We start from the raw sequence: 21,969 nt of genomic DNA, 5'->3' as shown, positions 1-21,969 counted from the left end.
TCGGAGGAGCGAACACACGTGGCGTCATTCCTGGAAACGGTTCTCCGCACGGGGGACAAGCGCGTCCTGAAGCGGCTGAGGACCTACGCCGACGCCGTCAACAGCCTGGAGGACAGCTTCTCCGCCCTCTCCGACGCCGAGCTGCGTGCCGAGACCGACTCCTTCCGGGAGCGCATCGCGGACGGCGAGTCCCTGGACCGGCTGCTCCCCGAGGCCTTCGCCGCGGTGCGGGAAGCGGCGTCGCGCACCCTGGGGCAGCGCCACTTCGACGTCCAGATCATGGGTGGTGCCGCGCTGCACCTGGGCTACATCGCGGAGATGAAGACCGGTGAGGGCAAGACGCTGGTGGCCACCGCGCCGGCCTACCTCAACGCCCTCACGGGCAAGGGCGTGCACGTGGTCACCGTCAACGACTACCTCGCGGAGTACCAGGCCAACCTGATGGGCCGTGTCTACCGCTTCCTGGGGCTGGAGACCGGCGTGATCCTCGCCGGTCAGGATCCCGCCGCGCGCCGCGAGCAGTACGCCGCGGACATCACCTACGGCACCAACAACGAGTTCGGCTTCGACTACCTGCGCGACAACATGGCGTGGAGCAAGGACGAGCTCGTGCAGCGCGGGCACAACTTCGCGATCGTGGACGAGGTGGACTCCATCCTCATCGACGAGGCCAGGACCCCGCTCATCATCTCCGGTCCCGCCTCGGGGGAGGCCAACCGGTGGTACCGGGAGTTCGCCACCGTGGTCCAGAAGCTGCAGCCCGAGACCGACTACGAGGTGGACGAGAAGAAGCGCACCGTGGGCGTGCTCGAACCCGGCATCGAGAAGGTCGAGGACTGGCTGGGCATCGACAACCTCTACGAGTCCCAGAACACCCCGCTGATCGGCTTCCTGAACAACGCCATCAAGGCCAAGGAGCTGTTCCGCAACAACAAGGACTACATCGTCTCCGGCGGTGAGGTGAAGATCGTGGACGAGCACACCGGTCGTGTGCTCGCCGGGCGCCGGTACAACGAGGGCGTCCACCAGGCCATCGAGGCCAAGGAGGGCGTGGAGATCAAGCCCGAGAACCAGACGATGGCCACGATCACCCTGCAGAACTACTTCCGCCTGTACGACAAGCTCTCCGGCATGACCGGCACGGCCCAGACCGAGGCCGCCGAGTTCATGAACACCTACGAGATCGGCGTGGTGGCCATCCCGCCGCACCGCGGCATCGCCCGCGAGGACAAGCGGGACGTGGTCTACAAGAACGAGGCCACCAAGTACGCCGCCGTGGTGCGCGACATCGAGGAGCGCCACGAGAAGGGCCAACCCGTGCTCGTGGGCACGGCGTCCGTGGAGAAGTCCGAGTACCTCTCCCGTCTGCTGGCCAAGCGCGGGGTCCGGCACGAGGTGCTCAACGCGAAGAACCACGCGCGCGAGGCCGCGATCGTCGCGCAGGCGGGCCGCAAGGGCGCCGTCACGGTGGCCACCAACATGGCCGGGCGCGGCACGGACATCATGCTGGGCGGCAACGCGGAGTTCAACGCCGTGGAGAAGATGGCCGAGATGGGGCTGGACCCGGAGCGGGACGCCGAGGAGTACGAGGCCAGGTGGCCCGAGGTCCTCGAGGCGTGCGAGGCGGCCACCGCGTCCGAGCACGACGAGGTCCTCGAGGCCGGCGGACTCTACGTGCTGGGCACCGAGCGCCACGAGTCCCGCCGCATCGACAACCAGCTGCGCGGGCGCTCCGGCCGCCAGGGGGATCCCGGGGAGTCCCGGTTCTACCTCTCCCTCTCCGACGACCTCATGCGGCTGTTCAACCCCGGTGCCGCGCAGCGTCTGATGGCCATCGCGCCGGACGACGTCCCCGTGACCGGGCGGCTCATCACCTCCGGGATCGCCAACGCGCAGAACCAGGTGGAGGGCCGCAACGCGGAGCAGCGCAAGAACGTGCTGAAGTACGACGACGTCCTGAACCGCCAGCGCGAGGTGATCTACAAGGACCGCAGACGGATCCTCATGGGTGACGACATCGCCGAGCAGATCCAGCAGTTCACCGAGGAGGTCATCACTTCCGCAGTGGCCGAGCGCACCCGCACGGGCCACCCCGAGGACTGGGACCTGGACAAGCTGTGGACCGCGCTGCGAGCCATCTACCCCGTGTCCCTGACCCCGGAGGAGGTCGTGGAGGAAGCGGGCGGCCGCCCGCGGCTGACCTCCGACTTCCTGCAGGAGCAGATCCTCTCCGACGCGAAGGTCATGTACCAGGAGCGGGAGGACCAGCTGGGCTCCGAGGCCATGCGCAACCTGGAGCGGCGCGTGCTGCTCTCCGTGATCGGGCAGCGGTGGCCGGAGCACCTCTACGAGATGGACTACCTCAAGGAGGGCATCGGGCTGCGGGCCATGGCCCAGCGCGATCCCCTCGTGGAGTACCAGCGTGAGGGCCACGCCATGTTCCAGGAGATGATGGCGGCCATCCGGGAGCAGACGGTGGTCACGCTGTTCAACCTGGAGGTCCGCACGCAGCGCACCGGCGCGGACGGCGGAGCGGTGGAGCTGAGCACCCCGCAGCGTCCCGCGTTCCTGCAGTACACCGCCCCGGACGAGGACGGCGAGCCCCAGGCAGCCGTCGAGACCGGGTCCCCGGCCGGGGACGGCGCGGCCACCGCGCAGCGAGGTGCGGCAGCCGGATCCGCACCTGCCGACGGTGGAGCCGCCCCCGGGAGCGCCGGTGGCAGTGCCGCGACGGAGCCCGACGACGCCGTGGACACGGGCGCCAACCGCGCCCAGCGTCGCGGCAAGGCGGGCAGGGGCGGCAAGAAGAAGGGTTCCTCCGCCGCGAAGCGTGGCTCACGCCGCTGACGGCAGCCGGTGACGTGGCGGGTCATCCCACTTCCAGGTGGGTGACCCGCCACTGCCGTGCCACCCGCTCGATGCGCAGGGCCACTGCCCGCGTGCGTGCGGCCTCGTCGATCACGAGCGACGCCTCCCAGCACCCGGGAGCCGGGCTGCAGACCCGCACCCGGCGGACCCTGGCGGCACGGTGCACGTCGAAGAGCGCGCGACGCTCGGGGCACTGCTCCTGCACGAGCTTGAGCATGGCGGCCCGCTGCGCGAAGCGTTCCACCACCTCTGGGTCCGTCCAGCGGGAGAGCTGGGACGCGGGCCGGGTCCCCGCCAGGATCTCCACGGCTGCCTGTCCGATGCTCCGGGCGATGGCGCCCACCCGCTCGGCGTCGTTGCGACCCGTCAGGGCGGCGGCCGAGCGGTCCCTGCGCCAGGTGTAGCCCCCGGCGGGAGTGCGGGGTGCGGACTCCGGGATGGTGAGGGTCATGGCGTTCTCCTTCGTGGGTGTGCTGCTCTGGGTGGTTCGTGTGAGGTGTGGTGTTCGGGGGCGTGCGGACACGGTGCGCGGGGTGGTCCTCACCGCGCGCCGCCGGTCGGGTCCAGCACCTCGGGGGGCACCCGGAGCTGGTCCCCGGGTCGGATCAGGTCTCCGTGCTGCGCGAGGCTGTTGTGCTCGAGCCATGACGTGAGGTGGTGGTAGACGGTCGCGTCGGAGGCCCCCGGGCCCAGGAGCTCCGCCGTGAGGTCCCACAGGGTGTCCCCGCTGACCACCGTGAGCGTGCCGTCCACCACCCGGGTGCGGGCCGGCGCCGCACTGACGGGGGCGGCACCAGGTGTCCCGGTGGCCACAGCGGCGGAGCCACCCGCGGGCAGGTGCGTCGCGGACGGGGTGTCACCGGCGACGCCCCCGTCGGTCGTGGCGCCGCCGTCAGCCGCGTCTGCCGTCTCGGCTTCGGGGGCCGTCGCGTTCGACGCCGCCCGGTCACCTCCCGGCGTCCCCGGCGTTGCGGATGGGGCTGGGGCTTCTGCAGCGGCATCCGGGGTGAGGACCCCGGTGCCGCTTCCGTCGTCCGGGGTGCCGACCTCGGGGCTCTCGCCCTGCACCGTACCGGACCCGTGGTCGGCGGCCGGGGCGAGCTGCTCGGTCCCCGAGGCGGCCGGGGACCAGAAGGGGTCCAGGGCGGCGTCGTCCGCGTGGGCCGGAGCCACCGCGATGAGCTGGGCACCCACCAGGGCCGCGGCCGTGCGGGCCACCAGGCCGGGTGTCAGCCGGGCCGCCCAGCGCTCGAGCGGGGTCCAGCGCAGTCTGCGTGCCAGGGCGCCCACACCGAGCATGAGCAGACCGCCGAGCCACCAGCCGGCCACCGCCAGGCAGGCACCCGCCGCGAGGACCGCCACGAGGAGCTCGGGGTGGGACCCGGTCTCCGCCCGCTCCAGTGAGTGCACGTGCGCCCAGCCGAGCGCGCCGAGGACGGCCGCGAGCAGGGGCACGAGCAGCCACCCCGCCTCCGCGCGAGCGGGCGCCTGTGCCTGTTGCGTCGATCGCTCGAAAGCCGCACGTGGCATTTTCGCCTCCGATGTTGTCATTTGATGTCGTTTGACATTTTTAGATCATTCACGTGATGAGTGCGGGAGTCAATGATCCATGCGATCACATGCAGGTTTCCCCTGGAGCGGCTGGGGGAACGGACCCCGGCGTCGTAGCCTGTGGCGGGGATGGGGCGGGCCTGAGCTGGTCCGGTTCTGAGCTGGGCGGAAAGTGTGCGCCGGAGACGAGCCCGCCGGAACCGCGGCGGAGGACAGGGCACGGGCAGGGGAGCAGGCGCGGTCACGGGAACGTGCCGACCGCTCTTCCCAGCGCGGTGCAGGAGAGGAGAGCGGACCATGCGGTGGGACGAGCTGTTCGAGGACATGGAGTCGCAGCTGGCCCAGGCCCGGGTGCGAGAGGTGGAGCAGGAGGCGGCGGAGACTGCGCGCGCGGAGCTGTCCCGGTTGACCCTGGTGGAACGCCTGGCCGCGCACCGGGAGGGGCGGGTGCGGGTGCGCCTCGTGCACGGGGACGTGCTCGAGGGTCTGCTGGTGGACGTGGGCGCGGGCTGGGTGGTGATGCGGGAGGGGCCTGTCCAGCACCTGGTGCCGCTGCACGGCGTGGTGTGGTGGGAGGGCCTGCCCCGGCGCTTCGAGATGCTGCCGGAGCGCTCGACCGTCCGCCGGCTCGGCATGGGACACGTGGTGCGTGCGCTCAGCACGGCCCGGGTCCACGTGCGGGTGGTCGTCCGGGAGCATCCCGGGCACGGGGAGCTGGAGGGCACCGTGGACGCCGTGGGGCAGGACTTCTTCGACGTGGCCGTCCATCCCGGGGACCAGTTCCGACGCCGCCGCGCCGTGCTGGGTCAGCGCACGGTCACCTTCCAGTCGGTGGTGGTGCTCTCCTCCCTGGACCCGGGATGAGTCAGTGCAGGGACCCCTCCCGCACCGCGGTCTGGGTGCGCTCGTAGCCCTGCTGGATGTACTCCTCGAGCTTGGCCTTCTCCACGCGCCACTGCCCGCGCCCGCCCACCTGGATGGCGGGGAGCTCACCGGAGCGCACCATGGCCCTGGCCTGGGGGACGGAGATCGAGAGGATCTCGGCGACGTCCGCCAGGGTGAGGAATCGTTGCTGCGTCATGTCGGTGCATCACTTCCTTTGGTGCTCTTCGATGCTGAATCATCGGTCCTTGGCGCACATTGTCCCATGTGGGGCTGGGAGAACACGGTTATCAACAGGGATCGCGGGGGTTCCGGGCGTGGGCCGCTCCGTCCACATGCGCCACGTCACACTTCCGGGGGAGTCTTTCGGCCGGGCACACTCGGGGGAGCCGGCGGGGGCCGGCGGCACAGGGGGAAGGACACGGACCATGTCAGTCAGCGCACCGCAGGACCGCGCAGCACCGGGGGCGCGCAGCGCGGCCCGGTTCCGGAAACCGTCGTGGCGGGACCCGCGCCTGCTCGTGGGACTGCTGCTGGTGCTGCTCTCCGTCATGGGTGTGGTGCTGCTGGTGGCCACGGCCAACCGCAGCGAGCCGTACTACGTGGCGGCCGACGACCTGCCCGTCGGGCAGCGGATCACGGCCGAGGACCTCACCACGGTGGACGTCCACCTGCAGGACGCCGCCGGTCAGTACGTGCGCGGGGACGAAGTGCTGCGGGAGAACACCGTGGTGACCCAGCGGGTTGCCCGCGGGCAGCTGCTGCCCGCGTCCGCGGTGGGCACGGCGGACTCGCTCGACCGCACGCCCGTGGGAATCGCGCTGGAAACGCCCCTGCCCGCACAGGCCGGGCCGGGCGCCCACGTGGACGTCTGGGTGGCCGCGCCGCGCCCCACGGGCAGGGGCTACGCAGAGCCGAAGAAGCTCGTGACCGCCGCGGAGATCGCCGGGGTGGACACCGCGGACACCGGCCTCGGCGGTTCGGACGGGAAGACCGTGCACGTGCTGGTCCGCCAGTCCCAGGTGGGTCCTCTCGTGGACGCCCTGGGCAACGACGCCAAGGTGACTCTCGTGCTCAACACCGGGGGGAGCGGCTCGTGAGCACCTCCGTGGTCACCCTGGGCACGAGCACGTGGGAGCTCGTGGACCGGCTCGAGAGGCTGCACGGGGAGGTCACCGTGGTGCGCCGCTGCCTGGAGCTCTCCGAGCTGCTGGCGTGCTCCCACACGGGGATGGCGGACGTCGCCGTCGTGGCCGAGGGGGCCGAGGAGCTCACCACCAGCATGCTCCGCCAGCTCGCCGACAACCACCTGCGCGTGCTCGTGGTCGAGGGCCACGACAGCCACCGGCTCGCGGGCCTGGGCGTGGCCGCCGTTCCCGCCGGGGCCTCGGGCGAGGAGCTCTCCCGCCGGGTGCGAGAGGCCGTGGCCGCCCCCGCGTGGCGACCAACCACCGCCCGCGGTGGTTCTGACGGCGGAGACCCACCGGACGGAAGCACCGCTCCTGGCGTCCCGGGGTCCGCGGCCGGCGGGCGTGGTCCTCGCCCGCCCGGTGACGGACCCCGGGGCGGTGACGGCGCGGGCGCGCGCGAGGCGGCGGGCGACGTCGTCGACCGCGGGGACGGTGCGGACGACGCCGCCCGCACGCCCCGTGCACCGGAGGCCGCGGAGCAGGGGTGGGAACCGGACTCCGGCGCCCGCTCAGCCCAGGAGGAGGAGGTCCGGGAGCACCGGCTCGTGGCCGTGTGGGGCCCGGCCGGGGCGCCGGGGCGCACCGTCACCGCGCTGAACGTGGCGGCGGAGGCCGCCCTGCTGGGCCACAGGGTGCTGCTCGTGGACGCGGACACCTACGCCGCGTCGGTGGCTGCGAGCCTGGGGCTGCTGGACGAGGCCGCCGGCCTGGCGCAGGCGTGCCGCCTGGCGGACCAGGGCCGGCTGGACGCGCCCGGTCTGGCGCGGTGCGTCACGCGCGTCTCGGTGGCCGGGGGCTCCGTGGACGTGCTCACGGGCATCACCCGCCACGACCGCTGGCCCGAGCTGCGCGGCTCGGCCCTGGACCTGGTGCTGGAGCGCGCCCGGGAGGAGTACGAACTCGTGGTCGTGGACACCTCCTTCAATCTCGAGCTGGACGAGGAGATCACCAGTGACTTCCTGGCCCCGCGCCGCAACGCAGGGACGCTCGGCGCCGTGGCCGCCGCGGACACCGTGCTCGCGCTGGGCGCGGCGGACGTCCTCGGTGTGCCCCGTCTGGTGAAGGCGCTGCCAGACCTCGAGGAGGCGGCGCCGGACGCGCGGGTGGTCTTGGCGGTGACCAAGCTGCGGCCGGCCGCGGCCGGCCGCTCAGCCGCCGCGGCCGTCACCGAGGCGTGGGAGCGCTTTGCCCCGGGGCACGGCATCGCGCACACCCTCGTGTGGGACCCGGCGGTCTGCGACGACGCCCTGCTCGCGGGCGCGGTGCTGGCCGAGACGGCGCCCCGCAGCGCCCTGCGGCAGGAGTACACCGCGCTCACCCGGGCGGTGGTGCGGGACGCGCACCCCGAGGTGTCGGGCGGCGGCGGGGCCCTGGGCGCCACGCCGGCGCGTACTAGGCTGGGGCACCGGATGGGAGCCTGGCTGCGCCGGGACAGGACGTAGAGAGGCGAGGACGCCATGGCATTCACGGACCCGCTGCGGGGGGTGGCGGACTTCGACGCGGGGGACGCCGAGTGGCTGCACCTGCTGGTCGGGGACTGGCAGCTGGTGGCGGACCTGGGATTCGGCGACCTGCTGCTGTGCTTCCCCCGCGCCGTGGTGCCGGGGCGGGAGAACCCCACGGGGCGTCCCGTTCCGGAGGAAGGTGGCGAGTTCCTGGTCCTGGCCCACGCGCGCCCCACCACCGGGCCCACCGCGTACCAGAAGGACATGGTGGGCGAGGTCGTCACGGGCTCCGCCGCACGGACCCTGCGCCGGGCCTGGATCGACCGTTCCATCGAGCGGGCGGGCTCCTCGGAGTGGTCCAGTCTCGCCTCCCGCTCCGTGACCCTGGTGCCGTTGGTGCGCAACGGGCGCACCATCGCGGTGGTGGGTCTCACGGCGGATCCGCAGCACGACCGTCTGCCCTCCCGCATGGAGCTGGTCTACCGGGAGTCCGCCGCGGACCTGCTGCGCATGGCGAACCAGGGGACCTGGCCGGACTTCGCGGTGCGCAACGACTCCCGCCGCGGGGCGCCGCGCGTGGGTGACGGCATGCTGCGCCTGGACGCCGCGGGTGTGGTGGAGTTCTGCTCGCCCAACGGGCTCTCCACGTTCCGCCGTCTCGGGCTGGAGGGAGACATCCAGGGGCGCAACCTGCTGGAGGTCGCCCGGGGGCTCCCGCTCGCAGCGCCCGGGGTGGACGAGACGCTCGCCCCCGTGCTGGCGGGCACCATGCCATGGCGCGCCGAGCTCTCCGGGGTGAAGGCCTCCGCCACCCTGCGGTCCATTCCCCTGCGGCAGGGCCCCGACCGCACCGGCGCGCTGCTGCTGTGCCGGGACGTCACCGAGCTGCGCCGCCGGGACCTGCAGCTCGTCTCGAAGGACGCCACCATCCGGGAGATCCACCACCGGGTGAAGAACAACCTGCAGACGGTCTCCGCCCTGCTGCGGCTGCAGTCCCGTCGGATGCACTCGGACGAGGGCAGGAACGGCCTGCAGCAGGCCATGCGCCGGGTCAGCTCCATCGCCCGGGTCCACGAGTCCCTGTCCCACGAGATCTCGGAGGATGTGGACTTCGACGACCTCATCCGCCACCAGGTCAAGCTGGCCGTGGAGACGGCCTCCGCGGCCCAGCACGTGCGAACCCGGGTGCGTGGCACCTTCGGGCGGCTGCCCTCCAAGAGTGCGACCTCCGTGGCACTGGTGGTCAACGAGCTCGTGGCCAACGCCGTGGAGCACGGGCTGCGGGACCGCGACGGCACGGTGGAGCTCGTGGTCACCCGCGGGGAGGACGAGGTCTCGGACACGGGTGCGGTGCAGCGAGTGGTGGAGATCGCCATCAACGACGACGGACGCGGCATGGGTGACGCCGTGATCGAGGAGTCCGGGGTCAGTGCCTACCGGCCACCCGCGGAGGGCGAGGGCCTCGGCATGCAGATCGTGCGCACCCTGGTGGCCAGTGAGCTGCAGGGAAGCATCCGGTGGCAGCCCAGGGAGCCGAGCGGCACGAGCGTGGTGGTCACGGCCCGCTTCCCGCGCTCCGCCTCCCACCGCGGCTGAGTGCCCCGCGCTGGAGAACTCCGAGTGCTGGGCTGAGCACTCACAGGCCCGCGTTGCGACTGTGCGCTGCGGACTGCCGGGAACCGGGCACAGCACCACGGCCCGTGCTCCGTCGGATGTGACGGGGCACGGGCCGTGGTGACGGGCCTCGTTCAGGCCGGGTTCTCGGAGCCGCGGGGCGTCCTTGTCAGGACGCGCGACGGGCGCGGGCGGCGCGGCGCTTGAGGGCGCGGCGCTCGTCCTCGCTCATGCCGCCCCACACGCCGGCGTCCTGCCCGGACTCCAGCGCCCACTGCAGGCAGGTGTCCATGACCTCGCACGACCGGCACACGGCCTTGGCCTCTTCGATCTGAAGCAGGGCGGGACCCGTGTTTCCCACGGGGAAGAACAGTTCGGGGTCTTTCTCCAAGCATGCTGCGCGACTACGCCAATCCATGACGACGACACCGCTCCTCTCAACAGTCGGGGTGAGTCCACCTCAGGGCACCCCGAGCGCGGCGGCAGACGCCCGCGGTGGGAAAACCGGTGGTGGAACACAGAAAAGGCCCGGACGATCGGGCCTTTGGGATGTTTCCAGAAGTTTCCCACGTAAACACACGGGGGACAAGGAAATGAGGGGCACATCACACGGCGGGATTCGCGACCACCGGCCCAGTGTGATATTGCGGGGCCACCCAGATCAGGGTGAGAGCTCGGACACCGCCCGTCACTACAGTGGTGGTGTCCCCACCCCGCACGGAAAGGCCACGCCCATGAGCACCCCGGCACCCAGCTCCCGTTCGCAGGCCCCCGGCACCCGTCCGTGGACCGCCTCGACGGTGACCGTCCTGGTGGCGCTGGAGGCCCTCGGCCTGCTGGTGCTGGCGGCAGGCTTCCTGGTCTCGCTGTTCTCGGGGCACGTCCTGCCCCTGGCGGGTGTGCTCTTCGCCGCGGTCGTGCTCGCCGGAGGATCGGTGTGGCTCGCAGCGGCCTCCAGAGGTGCCTGGCGCGGGCAGCGGTGGCCCCGCGCCGCAATCCTGGTGTCGCAGGCGTTCCTTCTCATCGTGGGGCTCTCCCTGCTGCGGGCGGCGTTCGCCGCGTGGGGTGCTGCACTGGCGGTACTCGCGGTGACCACCATCCTCTGCCTGTTCGCGCCGCCCACGGTCGCCTGGATGCACCGCACGCGGGCGGCCGCCACGGCCTGACCCCGAGAGCCTCTGCCCGTCATTCGTCCGTGGGTCCATCCCCGGGGGGAGCGGCGCGCCGTGTGGGCGTCTGCACCGGTTCCGCCGTCCCGCGGTGGAGCCAGTAGCCCCGACCGGGTGGTCCACCCAGGGCGAGTCCGGCGAGCGAGGCCCCGAACATGTCGCCGTCGAAGGCCCGGCGTGGTGTCAGAAGCAGCGTGTCGGCGTGCTGGCGCCAGGCGGGCAGGGGCGGAAAGGTCGCGAGCAGGGAATCCGTGAGTTGCACGCCCAGGACGATCCGCACCCCCGGGAGCAGCCAGGACGGCTGAGGGGGCGGGACAGGGGAGGGGTTGCCCGGTGAGGACCCGTGGTGTGCGACCGGGTGCTCCGTGGCCGCCCACGGTCGGGGATGCCACGCCCCGGCGAGCGCGCGGAGTGCCTCAGGAGTCATGCGCTCCGCGTCGTCCAGCAGCAGGGTGACCGCCCGGTGCGGGTGCTCGAGGGAACGCAGCAGCGCGTGGACCTCCTCGGCGTCGCGGGGCGCGGCGCGCACCACGCGGTGACGAACGCCGTCGTCCCCGGCGCGCCGTGGTGCGTCCGGGGCGAGGCCCGCGCGGGCGGCGTCCAGGAACGTGGAGCGTCCCGACCGTGCGGGGCCCGCAACCAGGAGGGTGGCCCCGGGTCCCCACGGGTGGACCGCAGGGGCGCCGTCGCGGGTGACCCCGAGGAGCAGGCCCGCCGGGTGGCACCGTGGCGCCGCCCAGGTGCGCGGCAGCGGGAAGCATCGAGGCCAGTTAGTGCCCCCGGGCGAGGCCGTTGTCCCCGTGTTCCCCGCGGACGCCGGCGCCGCGCGGGTGCCGGGTCCCTCGGCGACCTGCACCACGGCCATCTCGTCACCGCGCGGTGGCGGCCCGGCCTCGCTGGGGGTCTTCTCCCCGTCGGCTGCGGGGCGGGAGACGGGCCCGCTGACGGCAGCGCGGTGCTCGTGGGGGGTGAACGGTGGCAGGCGCGGCCAGTGCAGCAGAGCGTCGGGAGCCTGGCCCCCGGGGAAGTACAACCGGTTCGGTCCCACCTGCGAGCCGCGGCCGGCCACGAGCGTGCGGTCCCCGGCGAGCAGTGCGGAGAGCCCCCGCGCGGGTCCGGAGACGAGCAGCGCGAGCATCTCGTCCTCCAGGTGGGACCAGGGCCCGGCTCGCAGCAGCTGGCAGCAGCGGTCCCAGTCCGTCACGGCCAGGACCGCGCGCTCTGCACAAGGCCCCGCGGCGGCGCCGTGCCGTTCGAGGTGCTCGCGCAGCCGTCCCAGCAGGTGGGCGAGGTCCGCGGGTTCGTCCGCGCGGGCGGTGCCCCGCACGGCCGGGTGCAGGGGCTCGCCGTCGGCGCCGAGGAGATCCGGAAAGGCACCGCCTCCGGCCGTCACGATGTACAGGGCCGCGCCGGTTCCGGATGCCGCGGAGGGGGTGGGTACTCGCGACGCAGCGCAGCGCAGGAGCAGGGAGCGCAGGGGGTCCAGCACCGCTTCCGGGCGCCCGACGAGCGCCAGGGGACCGTCCCGCCAGGGGTGCCACGTGAACCGGCCGCACCAGTGCTCGGTGGGGCTCTCCCCGGCGCCCAGGTCCACCGCGGAATCCGGCGCGGCGACGGCGGGAACCCTGCGGGGAAGCCCGGGTGGGACGGCGCCGCTCTTGGAGCCTGGGGCCAATCCCGTCTTGAGGAGCCCGCCTGTGCCGGGGCGTTCGTCAGTCGCACGACCGGGGATCGCCGCACTCCACAGCTGCCGCACGTCTGCCACGCTCTGCACCACGCCCTCGCAGGGGTTGTCGGAATCCTGGCCGCCCCGGGGAGCGTGGCAGCCGGGGCGCGCGGCGTCGTCGGGATCACCCGAGTCCTGGGCCAGAAAATCCCGCGTCAGGAAACACAGGCGCAGGGGTGCGGGCTCCGGCGGGGCGAGCCGTGTGAGCACGACGCACTGCAGCTCCACGGGCGCGCCGTCCCCGCGGTCCAGGAACCCCCGGCCGGGGACGCGGGGCGAGACGCGGGCGGCCGCGACGCTGCCGATGACGTCCAGGGACTCCTGGTCGGTGCGCACCCGCAGGCACAGCGCCTGCGAGATGTTCGCCCGGACGTCAGCGGGCAGCGCACCCTGGGGCCGCTGGGTGGCCAGCACCAGGTGGACTCCCAGGGACCGGCCCACGGTGGCGACGACCGCCAGGTGGTGTGCGGCCTCGGGGAACGAGTCGGTGAGCATCTTGGCCTCGTCCACCACGACCACCAGTTCCCGCAGCGCGGACGAGGCTCCCGCATCGCGGAGCAGCTGCGTCATGCTGTCGTGGCCGTGGGCGAGCAGTACGCGTTCGCGGCGGTGCAGCTCGGAGCGCAGGAACGCCAGCGCGCGCCGCACCTCGTCTGGGCCCAGATCGGTCAGCAGGGTGCTCGGATGGGGCAGCGCGGTCAGCGGGGCGAGTGCGGCACCGCCCTTGAAGTCCACGAACAGGAACTCCAGCCGGCTGGGTGGATACTCGCGGGCGAGCCCGGCCACGAGCGAGCGCAGCACCTCGGACTTGCCGCAGCCCGTGGTGCCGGCCACGAGCAGGTGGGGGTTCTCATCGTCCAGCTCCACGTGCTGCACCCCCGCGCGGGACACGCCGATGGCCGTGCGCAGACCCGCCGTGGCGCGACGCGGGCCCGGCACCCCCGCAGGTTCGGCGCCCCCGGGCTCGACGGTGCGTTGCGGGCGAACACGGGTGGGTGAGATCTCGGGGGCGGGCGTGAGGAGCTCGTGGGAGCCGGTCAGCCGCGGCAGCCCCCCACGGGCCGAGGCGGTGCGGCCCGCGGGGGAGTGCCGCCACCCCTGCAACGCCGCCATGGCGGTCCGCCGGGAGACCGTGTCCGGCACGAAGTCCAGGGTGGAGCGCCGTTCTGCGCCCGAAAGCCCCGGGACGGCCGCGCACGCGTGGGTGCTCAGCCGCAGCCCGTCGCCGGTGGTCGTGAGGGTGGCGTCCGCTCCGTCGGGTTCCTCCCCGAGTGTCACCAGCACCCGGACGGTGCCGGGCCCAAGGGGGTGGCCTTCCGCGGTGTCGGGTGTGAGGACCTCCAGGGTGGTGAGGTGAGTGGGCACCTCGTCCGCGGAGAGGGCGGTCGGGTCCGGGGCCGCCAGGTCTGCCACCGGTGCCTGCCACGGCACGTCCGGGGAGACGCGCAGCCGGTGCAGCGCCGCGGGCCCGGTGAACAGCTGGAGGACGAGGGCGTTGAGCACCCCGACGGTGAGCTCGGGGTCTGCGGCGAGCGCGATTGTGCCCAGTTCGGCGAGGTCCACCAGGACGGGGGCGTGCCCGTGGGTGACGGCGCTCAGCGGGGTTCCGCGCTCGCGCGCCAGCTGTGCGGGGCGGGGCCCGTGGCCCAGGCGGACCCACCGGCGCGGGGGAACACCGGGGGCTGTGGCCCACCCGGCGCGGTTCCCGGCGGGGCTGGCCGTGCCGGGAGCGCCGGTCGCGGCGGGGAACCGGGTGGGGTCTCCTGACCCGGTGCCTCCCGCGGTTCCCACGGGCTCTGGTCGTGGCCCGGGCGGCAGGCAGCGTGCCACGAGGGCGGAGACCGCGGGCGCGGCGTGCTCGCACCGCCGCAGGTCCCGTTCCAGCGCGGCCGCCAGGCGGGTGCGGTTCTCGGCGCGGGTGCCCCGGTCCGCGAACCACCCCGCGACCGTGGTGACGGCGCCCAGTGCGCTGAACACCAGGAAGAACCACCAGTGGGTGAACAGTGCGATCCCAATCCCCGCCCCGAGCGGCAGCAGGCCGGTCGCCATGGCCACCACGGCCCGGCCGCGGGAGACGGCTCCGACAGGCAACGGGTGGGCCGGGTCCGCCTCCCGGGCCGTGAAGCCCGCGGGGGGAGCAGAGGGGTCCCGCCACGCCGCGGTCGAGGCGGTTTCCGGAGGGTCCACGCGCAGCCACGAGACGCGTGTCCCCTCCCGGAGGCACCAGCGGTCGCCTGGACCGATCACCGCGCCGGAGGGGTGCAGTGTCACTCCGGAGTCGCCCACGTGGAGGTGGCTGCCACCGGGGCCGTCCTGCGGGATGGCAGTCGGCTCCTCGTCGGTGAGACGGACGCGGTGGTGCCCGCGCGGCAGACGCAGCCGCGCACCCGCTCCAGCCCCCTCCACGACCGTGAGCTGGACGGCGTCCCCCGTGCCCGCTCCGGGAGGAGTGTTCTCTCTGGCAGGCCGCGGAGCGGGCGACAGACTGTGCCGGTGCGCGCCCGTGTGCCGGCTGGCACTGCCCTCACACGTCCGTCCGCCCTCACCGGCACGGCGCAGCACCACGCAGGCCCCCTCCGTGAGGGGAGGCTCACCCAGGCGCGTGTCCTCCAGGGGGATGCCCTCGACCGTGGCCGTGTGGCCCGCGCCGAGCTGCCGGGTGAGTTCCTCCGCCAGCCGTGCCCCACTGGTTCCCGGGGTGCCCGTGACACGCGCGGGATGTCCCGATGGGGAGTTGTTCCACAGAACCTCGAGGCGCCACTGCATGCCGGCAGTCCACATCCTCCCGGCTCTCGGGACACGCCCCGCACCACGATCGGTGGACGGGGCACGATGTCATGAACCGACGCCCCGCCCTGTGCAGTGCGTGTGCCGCGCGCCCCGGGAGTGTCCGCCCCCACCCCCAGCGGCCACCTCACGATCAGCGCAGACGTGAGACAGTAGGGGCCATGAAACCCCGCAAGGTCGTCATCGTCAGCCGCATCTTCCTCCCCGAGCCCGCCGCGGCCTCGTTCCGCCTGGCAGCTCTTGCTCGGGGATTCGCGGCCGAGGGAGCCCAGGTCACGGTCCTCACCACCCGACCGCCGCGGTCGATGGCGGACACGCCCGTGGACGAGCCCTACGACATCGTGCGGGTCCCGGTGCTGCGGGACAGCGAGGACTACGTCCGCGGGGTGGCCCAGTACCTCAGCTTCGACGTCCAGGCCTTCGCCCGCCTGCTCGTGATGGATGCGGACATCGTGGTGAGCGAGCCGCCGCCCACCACGGGACTCGCGGTGTGGCTCTCCAGTGCGCTGCGGCGTCGTCCGTACATCTGGTACAGCCCGGACATCTGGACCTCCGCCACCGTGAACATGGACGTCCCCGGCGTCGTCACCCAGTTGATGCGCGCCGCGGAGTCCGTCTCCGCGCGGTGCGCCGGCGGTGTGATCACCGTGTCCGAGGCCATGGGGGAGGAGCTGCACCGCGTCACGGGCGCCCGGTGGGACAAGATGTTCGTGGCGGAGAACGGCATCGACACCGCCACCTTCACCCCCGAGGGCCCCGCTGAGCCGGTGCCTGGTCCCTACTTCGTCTACGCGGGCTCCATCTCGGAGTGGCAGGGCATGGACCTGTTCATCGAGGCACTGGCCCGCATCCTCCCCGAGCACCCCGAGGTGACCCTGCAGGTGCTGGGCCGCGGGTCGGACCTGGCTCGCGTGCAGGAGGTGGCCGCGCGGGTGGCACCGGGCAGCGTGGTCTTCCACGGTGTGCAGCCGGGCGAGCGCACCGCCGCGTTCATGCGCGGCTCGGTGGCCGCGCTCGCCTCGGTGATCCCCCACCGCGGGTACGACTTCTCCAAGCCCACCAAGCTGTACGCCGCCGCGGCGTGCGGCACCCCGTCCATCTTCGCCGGGGTGGGTGTCGCCGCCGACCTCGTGACGGACAACCAGCTCGGCACGCCGGTGGACTTCACGCCCGAGGCTGTCGCGCAGGTCATGGAGCAGGCCCTCCAGGACGTCGCCTCGGGGCGCCGCGAGGCCATGCGCGGGCCGCGCAGCGAGTGGGCTCGCGAGCACGCCTCCCTGGCTGCGTCCGGTCGCGCGGCCGCAGCCTGGGTGCTCAGCGGCTTCGCGGGCGCGCGCGGCTGATCCCGGTACCCGCACAGCTCGGCGCCCCTCCGGGGGGCTGCCGGAGCGCGCGGGCGCGGAGAACGACGTCGCCCGCCAGGCTCCGCGTGCCCTTCACCGTGCGCCGTGGTACCCGCCGCATCACCCGCCCGGGCGCGAGTCGCACGGGCCGCGGCCAGCGGTGTCCGGTACTTTTAGCCACGACGATGTCCGTGCATGGATCGCGGAGGACCCTAGGAGGGACACATGAACACTGATCTGGTGGTCGTGGGCTCAGGACTGTTCGGTTTGACCGTGGCAGAACGAGCCGCACGCGAGTTGGGTTTGAAGGTCACCATGATCGACCGGCGGCCCCACCTGGGCGGCAACGCCTACAGCGAGAACGAGGAGCGCACCGGGATCGAGGTCCACCGCTACGGCGCGCACCTCTTCCACACCTCCAACGAGCGCGTGTGGGAGTACGTGAACCGCTTCACGGGCTTCACCAACTACGTGCACCGGGTCTACACCCGCCACCAGGGCGAGGTGTTCCCCATGCCCATCAACCTGGGGACCATCAACCAGTTCTTCCGTGCCGCCTACTCCCCGGGAGAGGCCCGCGAGCTGATCCGCGAGCAGGCGGGAGAGCTGGCCGGGACGGATCCGCAGAACCTCAACGACAAGGGCATCCAGCTGATCGGGCGCCCCCTGTACGAGGCGTTCATCAAGCACTACACGGGCAAGCAGTGGCAGACCGATCCCAAGGACCTGCCCGCGTCCATCATCTCCCGGCTGCCCGTGCGCTACACGTACGACAACCGCTACTTCAACGACACCCACGAGGGCCTGCCGGTGGACGGCTACACCGCCTGGCTCGAGCGCATGGCGGACCACCCGAACATCGACGTGCGCCTGGACACGGACTTCTTCGACGACACGCAGGAGTTCTCCAAGGCCAACGTGGTGGGGCAGGTCCCCGTGGTCTACACCGGCCCGGTGGACCGCTACTTCGACTACGCGCAGGGCGACCTCTCCTGGCGGACCATCGACCTGGAAGAGGAGGTGCTGGACATGGAGGACTTCCAGGGCACCTCGGTGATGAACTACCCGGACGCGGACGTCCCCTACACCCGCATCCACGAGTTCCGGCACTTCCACCCCGAGCGTGACTACACCAAGGACGCCACGGTGATCATGCGGGAGTTCTCCCGGTTCGCGGAGAAGGGTGACGAGCCCTACTACCCGGTGAACACCTCGCAGGACCGCGAGAAGCTGCTCGCGTACCGGGACCTGGCCCGCGGCGAGTCCTCGGTGCTCTTCGGAGGGCGCCTCGGCACGTACAAGTACCTGGACATGCACATGGCCATCGGCTCGGCCCTGTCCATGGTGGACAACACGATCGCACCGCACTTCACCGCCGGTGCGCCCCTGACCAGTGGAGGAGTGGACCAGTGAGCCAGGAGAACGCGAAGCGGGCGGGACAGACCGGGGCGGGCGGGACCGAGGGCCAGGAGTACCTGTCCAGGATCACCTCCGAGCCCGGCACGGCCACGGACCTGCGCGAGGTCGCGCGGGTGGTGTTCCCGGCCAACAAGGACCTGGACGCCCTGCCGCTGTACATCGACGGCCCCATCAACAAGGAGGGGCCCTCGTCCGCCGGTTCCGACACCGCGAACCAGCACCCGGACGACATCATCTCCCGCCGTTCGGTCCGGATCCGCCCGGGCCGTCGCGTGTCCTTCGGCTCGTACTTCAACGCCTTCCCCGCCTCCTACTGGCGTCGGTGGACGGTGGCCGAGTCGGTGGTGCTCCGCGTCCGGACCTCCGGCGCCGGTTCCCTGATCGTGTACCGCTCCAACGCCCGGGGGGTGTCCCAGCGTGTGGAGGACCGCCGCGTGGAGGGCTCCACCACGTGCGAGTTCGAGCTCACCCTCGCGCCCTTCGGCGACGGCGGCTGGTACTGGTTCGACCTGATCTCGGACGAGGAGGGCATGACCCTGGACGCGGCGTCATGGCTCGTGCCGTCCCAGGGCCGCCCCGTGGGGCGGGTGACGCTCGGCGTGACCACGTTCAACCGGCCCGACTACTGCGTCAACACCATCCGGACGATTGCCGAGGCGGACGGTCTCGACGAGGTGCTGGACGAGCTGATCATCGTGGACCAGGGCAACAAGCTGGTCCAGGACGAGCCCGACTTCCCCTCCGCCGAGACGGCGATGCGAGAAAAGCTGCGCATGATCCGACAGGGCAACATGGGCGGTTCCGGCGGCTTCGCGCGCAACATGTACGAGGTGGTGGAGGGCCGCAGAACACCGGACGGCGTGCAGAAGTCCGACTACGTCCTCATCCTCGACGACGACATCCTGCTCGAGCCCGAGGGGGTGCTGCGCGCCGTGGCGTTCGCCGACATGTGCCACACGCCCTCCATCGTGGGCGGGCACATGTTCGACATGTACAACAAGCCGCTGCTCAACGCCTACGCGGAGGTCGTGAACCCGTACCGCTTCCTCTGGGGTCCCATCGAGGACCTCGGCGGCGTCGACTTCGCGGAGCGCGGCCTGCGCTCGCGGCCGAAGCTGCACCGGCGGTGGGACGCTGACTACAACGGCTGGTGGATGTGTCTGATACCGCGCAGCATCCTGGAGGACATCGGACTCTCGCTGCCCGTGTTCATCAAGTGGGACGACTCCGAGTACTCCCTGCGCGCCAAGGCGGCCGGCTACCCCACCATCTCGCTGCCGGGCGCCGCGGTGTGGCACGTGTCCTGGGCGGACAAGGACGACGCCGTGGACTGGCAGGCCTACTTCCACGAGCGCAACCGGCTCATCGCCGCGCTGCTGCACTCGCCGTTCGCCAAGGGCGGTCGGATGCTGCGCGAGTCCATCACCACGGACACCAAGCACGTGGTCTCCATGCAGTACTACCCGGCCAAGTCCGTGCTGCTGGCCATCCAGGACGTGCTGGAGGGTCCCGAGCGGCTGCACGAGATGCTGCCCACGCGCATGCCCGAGATCCGCGCCATGAAGGAGCAGTACTCGGACGCCCGCGTGGTCAAGGACCCGGCGGAGCTGCCCCCGGTGCGGCGTGCCAAGCCGCCCAAGACGATGGCGGCACCCAAGTCCCCCACCAAGGCGCAGCTCATCCCGTGGGCGGTGCGCACCGTGCTGAAGCAGACCCTGCGTCCCGTGCGCAGCATGGCGAAGGACTACCCGGAGGCCAGCGTGGCACACATGGACGGCCACTGGTCCTACCTGGCCACCCTGGACTCGGCGGTGGTCTCCAACGCGGAGGGCACCGGGGCATCCTGGTACCGCCGGGACCCGGCGCAGGTGCGTGAGCTCATGGCGGAGAGCGTCAAGCTCCACGCGGAGCTGCTCTCCCGCTGGGACGCGCTGAGCGAGCAGTACCGCGCCGCGCTGCCGGAGATCACGTCGGTGGACGCGTGGGCGCGCACCTTCGCGGAGAACGGCCCCGCACAGTAATCCAGCCACCGCTCGACGCCGCACGCCCACCTGCGCGTGCGGCGTCGGCGCGTGTCCGGTGCCCGCACCGGAAGAACGGACCGTGCCAGGAAAGGACGGCAGATGGAAACCCAATCTCCCACCACGCACTTGCGGCCCCCGGGACAGGACCGCGGCCTGAGGGACGTGTTCGCCAACAGGTTCCTGCTGCGGCTGATCGTGGACAAGGAGATCCAGATCAGGTACCGCGGCACCGTGCTGGGCCTGCTGTGGTCCTACCTCAAGCCCGGCGTGCAGTTCCTGGTGTTCTACATCGCCATGGGCGTGTTCCTGGACCTGAACCGGGGGATCGAGAACTTCGCGGTCTACCTCTTCTCCGGCATCGTGGTGATGAACCTCTTCGGGGAGGTCTTCGGCAACGCCTCACGCTCCGTGGTCGCGAACGGCGGTCTGCTCAAGAAGATCTACCTGCCCAGGCAGCTGTTCCCCGTGTCCAACCTGCTGGTGGCGATGATCCACTTCGTGCCGCAGCTGGCCATCCTGCTGCTCGCGTGCTTCCTGACCGGATGGCACCCCGGGATCAAGCAGCTGCTGGCCGTGGTGGTGGGCACTGTGATCATCTCCGTGTTCTCGCTCGCACTGGGCATGCTGTTCACCACGTTCAACGTCTTCTTCCGGGACGCGGAGAACATCGTGGACCTCATCATCATGGTGTCCACGTGGGCCTCTCCCGTGCTCTACATGTGGACCATGGTGCGGGACAAGCTGTGGGACTGGGTGTACTACGTCTACATGGTGAATCCGCTCACGGTGGCGGTGGAGCTGTTCCACTACGGCTTCTGGTTCCCCACCACGGACTCACCCCAGATCTGGCACGTGCCCCCGCACCTGCTCACCGGGTGGACCCCGCTGGCCATCGTCACCAGTCTGATCCTCTTCTTCCTGGCGGACCGTCTGTTCCGCTCGCAAGAGGGCAACTTCGCGCAGGAGCTGTGAACCATGCCTAGTTCAGCCACCCAGCACACCCCGCAGCACACGGACGCGGATCTGGCCATCCGGGTGCGGCACATGACCAAGGAGTTCGTGCTGCGTCACACGCGCTCCATGAAGGAGGCGTTCGTGTGGCTCGTGAAGGGCCGCAGGGGCGATCTCACGGCCAAGTTCACGGCCCTGAACGACGTCTCCTTCGACATCCACGACGGCGAGACCGTGGCCCTCCTCGGGTTCAACGGCTCCGGCAAGTCCACCACCCTGAAGATGATCTCCGGAGTGATGAACCCGGACTCCGGGGAGATCCTCACGCGGGAGAAGGTGGCCGGGCTGATCGAGGTGGGCGCCGGTTTCCACCCGGACCTCACGGGCCGGGACAACGTCTACCTCAACGGCGCGATCCTCGGGATGACCAAGGAGGAGATCGACGAGAAGTTCGACGACATCGTGGCCTTCTCGGAGATCGCCGAGTTCATCGACACCGAGGTGAAGTTCTACAGCTCGGGCATGTACCTGCGCCTCGCGTTCTCCGTGGCCGTGCACACGGACCCCGAGGTCTTCCTGGTGGACGAGATCCTCTCGGTCGGGGACGAGCCGTTCCAGAAGAAGTGCATCGGCCGCATCAAGGACCTGGTGCGCCGCGGCAAGACTCTCGTGGTGGTGAGTCACGACCTGAACCTGGTCATGGACATCTGCGAGCGCGGGATCGTCATGGACCACGGTTCCAAGGTCTTCGACGGCGACGTCTACGGTGCAGTGGCGCACATGCGCAACCAGCCGGTGGAGGACGTCCGCCGGGAGCACGAGGAGGGTCTGGCCCGCGCGCTGGAGGACAAGCGCCGCAAGCGCGAGTGGCAGGCGAGGGAGGCCGAGGAGCGCGGCGAGGAGTTCGTGCCCCAGTACGACCCGGACCTGGACGGTCCCCTGGCGGGCTGATCCCCACCACCGCCCGGACGACGACGGCGCCGCGAGAGTCCTGCTCTCG

Annotated in this window: 16 protein-coding genes; 11 read left to right on the top strand and 5 right to left on the bottom strand. The window is 71.8% G+C overall.

Annotation, left to right across the window (positions count from 1 at the left end):
- Positions 1-18: 18 nt before the first annotated feature.
- Positions 19-2,847, top strand: a complete 2,829-nt coding sequence (gene secA / locus Q4A22_RS03840) for a preprotein translocase subunit SecA (RefSeq protein WP_303177349.1) — start codon at positions 19-21, stop codon at positions 2,845-2,847.
- A gap of 22 nt (positions 2,848-2,869) precedes the next feature.
- On the opposite strand, the gene Q4A22_RS03835 is transcribed toward secA, so the two are convergent.
- Both Q4A22_RS03835 and Q4A22_RS03830 read right to left on the bottom strand, forming a co-directional pair.
- A complete protein-coding gene (locus Q4A22_RS03835; RefSeq protein ID WP_303177348.1) occupies positions 2,870-3,319 on the bottom strand; it encodes an Rv3235 family protein in 450 nt (149 codons plus the stop codon).
- 89 nt (positions 3,320-3,408) lie between these two features.
- A complete protein-coding gene (locus Q4A22_RS03830; RefSeq protein ID WP_303177347.1) occupies positions 3,409-4,398 on the bottom strand; it encodes a hypothetical protein in 990 nt (329 codons plus the stop codon).
- A gap of 318 nt (positions 4,399-4,716) precedes the next feature.
- Here Q4A22_RS03830 and Q4A22_RS03825 point away from each other — a divergent pair, with 318 nt between their 5' ends.
- A complete protein-coding gene (locus Q4A22_RS03825; RefSeq protein ID WP_303177345.1) occupies positions 4,717-5,283 on the top strand; it encodes a hypothetical protein in 567 nt (188 codons plus the stop codon).
- A gap of 1 nt (position 5,284) precedes the next feature.
- Here the strand turns inward: Q4A22_RS03825 and Q4A22_RS03820 are convergent, their stop codons facing one another.
- Complete coding sequence (locus tag Q4A22_RS03820) at positions 5,285-5,500, bottom strand: helix-turn-helix domain-containing protein (RefSeq protein WP_303177343.1); 216 nt, start codon at positions 5,498-5,500, stop codon at positions 5,285-5,287.
- Positions 5,501-5,729: 229 nt separating this feature from the next.
- Here Q4A22_RS03820 and Q4A22_RS03815 point away from each other — a divergent pair, with 229 nt between their 5' ends.
- Genes Q4A22_RS03815 through Q4A22_RS03805 form a run of 3 tightly spaced genes read left to right on the top strand, consistent with a single transcriptional unit; the run spans position 5,730 to position 9,532 of the window.
- Complete coding sequence (locus Q4A22_RS03815) at positions 5,730-6,401, top strand: SAF domain-containing protein (RefSeq protein ID WP_303177341.1); 672 nt, start codon at positions 5,730-5,732, stop codon at positions 6,399-6,401.
- The gene (locus tag Q4A22_RS03810) at positions 6,398-7,933 is read left to right on the top strand and encodes a ParA family protein (RefSeq protein WP_303177339.1); all 1,536 of its coding nucleotides are present in this window, start codon (positions 6,398-6,400) and stop codon (positions 7,931-7,933) included. The genes Q4A22_RS03815 and Q4A22_RS03810 overlap by 4 nt, the downstream gene beginning before the upstream one ends.
- A gap of 15 nt (positions 7,934-7,948) precedes the next feature.
- Positions 7,949-9,532, top strand: coding sequence for a sensor histidine kinase (locus tag Q4A22_RS03805; protein WP_303177337.1), 1,584 nt, complete (start codon positions 7,949-7,951; stop codon positions 9,530-9,532).
- A 187-nt stretch (positions 9,533-9,719) separates the two neighbouring features.
- Here Q4A22_RS03805 and Q4A22_RS03800 read toward each other — a convergent pair whose 3' ends face one another.
- Positions 9,720-9,968, bottom strand: a complete 249-nt coding sequence (locus tag Q4A22_RS03800) for a WhiB family transcriptional regulator (protein WP_085107600.1) — start codon at positions 9,966-9,968, stop codon at positions 9,720-9,722.
- A 316-nt stretch (positions 9,969-10,284) separates the two neighbouring features.
- Here Q4A22_RS03800 and Q4A22_RS03795 point away from each other — a divergent pair, with 316 nt between their 5' ends.
- The gene (locus Q4A22_RS03795) at positions 10,285-10,716 is read left to right on the top strand and encodes a hypothetical protein (protein WP_303177335.1); all 432 of its coding nucleotides are present in this window, start codon (positions 10,285-10,287) and stop codon (positions 10,714-10,716) included.
- A 19-nt stretch (positions 10,717-10,735) separates the two neighbouring features.
- Here the strand turns inward: Q4A22_RS03795 and Q4A22_RS03790 are convergent, their stop codons facing one another.
- A complete protein-coding gene (locus Q4A22_RS03790; protein ID WP_303177333.1) occupies positions 10,736-14,632 on the bottom strand; it encodes an FtsK/SpoIIIE domain-containing protein in 3,897 nt (1,298 codons plus the stop codon).
- Positions 14,633-15,393: 761 nt separating this feature from the next.
- On the opposite strand from Q4A22_RS03790, the gene Q4A22_RS03785 reads away from it, so the two are divergent.
- From Q4A22_RS03785 to Q4A22_RS03765, 5 genes are all read left to right on the top strand, one after another.
- Positions 15,394-16,575: a glycosyltransferase family 4 protein gene (locus Q4A22_RS03785; protein WP_303177332.1), complete on the top strand. Its 1,182-nt coding sequence runs from the start codon at positions 15,394-15,396 to the stop codon at positions 16,573-16,575.
- A 225-nt stretch (positions 16,576-16,800) separates the two neighbouring features.
- Positions 16,801-17,988 carry a UDP-galactopyranose mutase gene (gene glf, locus Q4A22_RS03780; RefSeq protein WP_303177330.1) on the top strand — a complete coding sequence of 396 codons (1,188 nt, stop codon included), beginning with the start codon at positions 16,801-16,803 and terminating at the stop codon, positions 17,986-17,988.
- Entirely contained in the window at positions 17,985-20,015 is a 2,031-nt protein-coding gene (locus Q4A22_RS03775; RefSeq protein WP_303177329.1) for a glycosyltransferase, read from the top strand. Before glf ends, Q4A22_RS03775 begins: the two co-directional genes overlap by 4 nt.
- 102 nt (positions 20,016-20,117) lie before the next feature.
- Positions 20,118-20,990, top strand: coding sequence for an ABC transporter permease (locus tag Q4A22_RS03770; RefSeq protein ID WP_303177327.1), 873 nt, complete (start codon positions 20,118-20,120; stop codon positions 20,988-20,990).
- Positions 20,991-20,993: 3 nt separating this feature from the next.
- Positions 20,994-21,920, top strand: coding sequence for an ABC transporter ATP-binding protein (locus Q4A22_RS03765; RefSeq protein ID WP_303177326.1), 927 nt, complete (start codon positions 20,994-20,996; stop codon positions 21,918-21,920).
- Positions 21,921-21,969: the final 49 nt, after the last annotated feature.

This window comes from Kocuria sp. (assembly GCF_030530945.1).
Lineage (GTDB): Bacteria > Actinomycetota > Actinomycetes > Actinomycetales > Micrococcaceae > Kocuria.
Note: the sequence above shows the minus strand (reverse complement) of the source record. Positions and strands in the feature narration are given on the sequence as shown.

Coding starts and splice junctions, on each gene's coding strand:
- Q4A22_RS03835 (WP_303177348.1), bottom strand. CDS start 3,319: ATGACCCTCACCATCCCGGAGTCCGCACCCCGCACTCCCGCCGGGGGC.
- Q4A22_RS03830 (WP_303177347.1), bottom strand. CDS start 4,398: ATGCCACGTGCGGCTTTCGAGCGATCGACGCAACAGGCACAGGCGCCC.
- Q4A22_RS03825 (WP_303177345.1), top strand. CDS start 4,717: ATGCGGTGGGACGAGCTGTTCGAGGACATGGAGTCGCAGCTGGCCCAG.
- Q4A22_RS03820 (WP_303177343.1), bottom strand. CDS start 5,500: ATGACGCAGCAACGATTCCTCACCCTGGCGGACGTCGCCGAGATCCTC.
- Q4A22_RS03815 (WP_303177341.1), top strand. CDS start 5,730: ATGTCAGTCAGCGCACCGCAGGACCGCGCAGCACCGGGGGCGCGCAGC.
- Q4A22_RS03805 (WP_303177337.1), top strand. CDS start 7,949: ATGGCATTCACGGACCCGCTGCGGGGGGTGGCGGACTTCGACGCGGGG.
- Q4A22_RS03800 (WP_085107600.1), bottom strand. CDS start 9,968: ATGGATTGGCGTAGTCGCGCAGCATGCTTGGAGAAAGACCCCGAACTG.
- Q4A22_RS03795 (WP_303177335.1), top strand. CDS start 10,285: ATGAGCACCCCGGCACCCAGCTCCCGTTCGCAGGCCCCCGGCACCCGT.
- Q4A22_RS03785 (WP_303177332.1), top strand. CDS start 15,394: ATGAAACCCCGCAAGGTCGTCATCGTCAGCCGCATCTTCCTCCCCGAG.
- glf (WP_303177330.1), top strand. CDS start 16,801: ATGAACACTGATCTGGTGGTCGTGGGCTCAGGACTGTTCGGTTTGACC.
- Q4A22_RS03770 (WP_303177327.1), top strand. CDS start 20,118: ATGGAAACCCAATCTCCCACCACGCACTTGCGGCCCCCGGGACAGGAC.
- Q4A22_RS03765 (WP_303177326.1), top strand. CDS start 20,994: ATGCCTAGTTCAGCCACCCAGCACACCCCGCAGCACACGGACGCGGAT.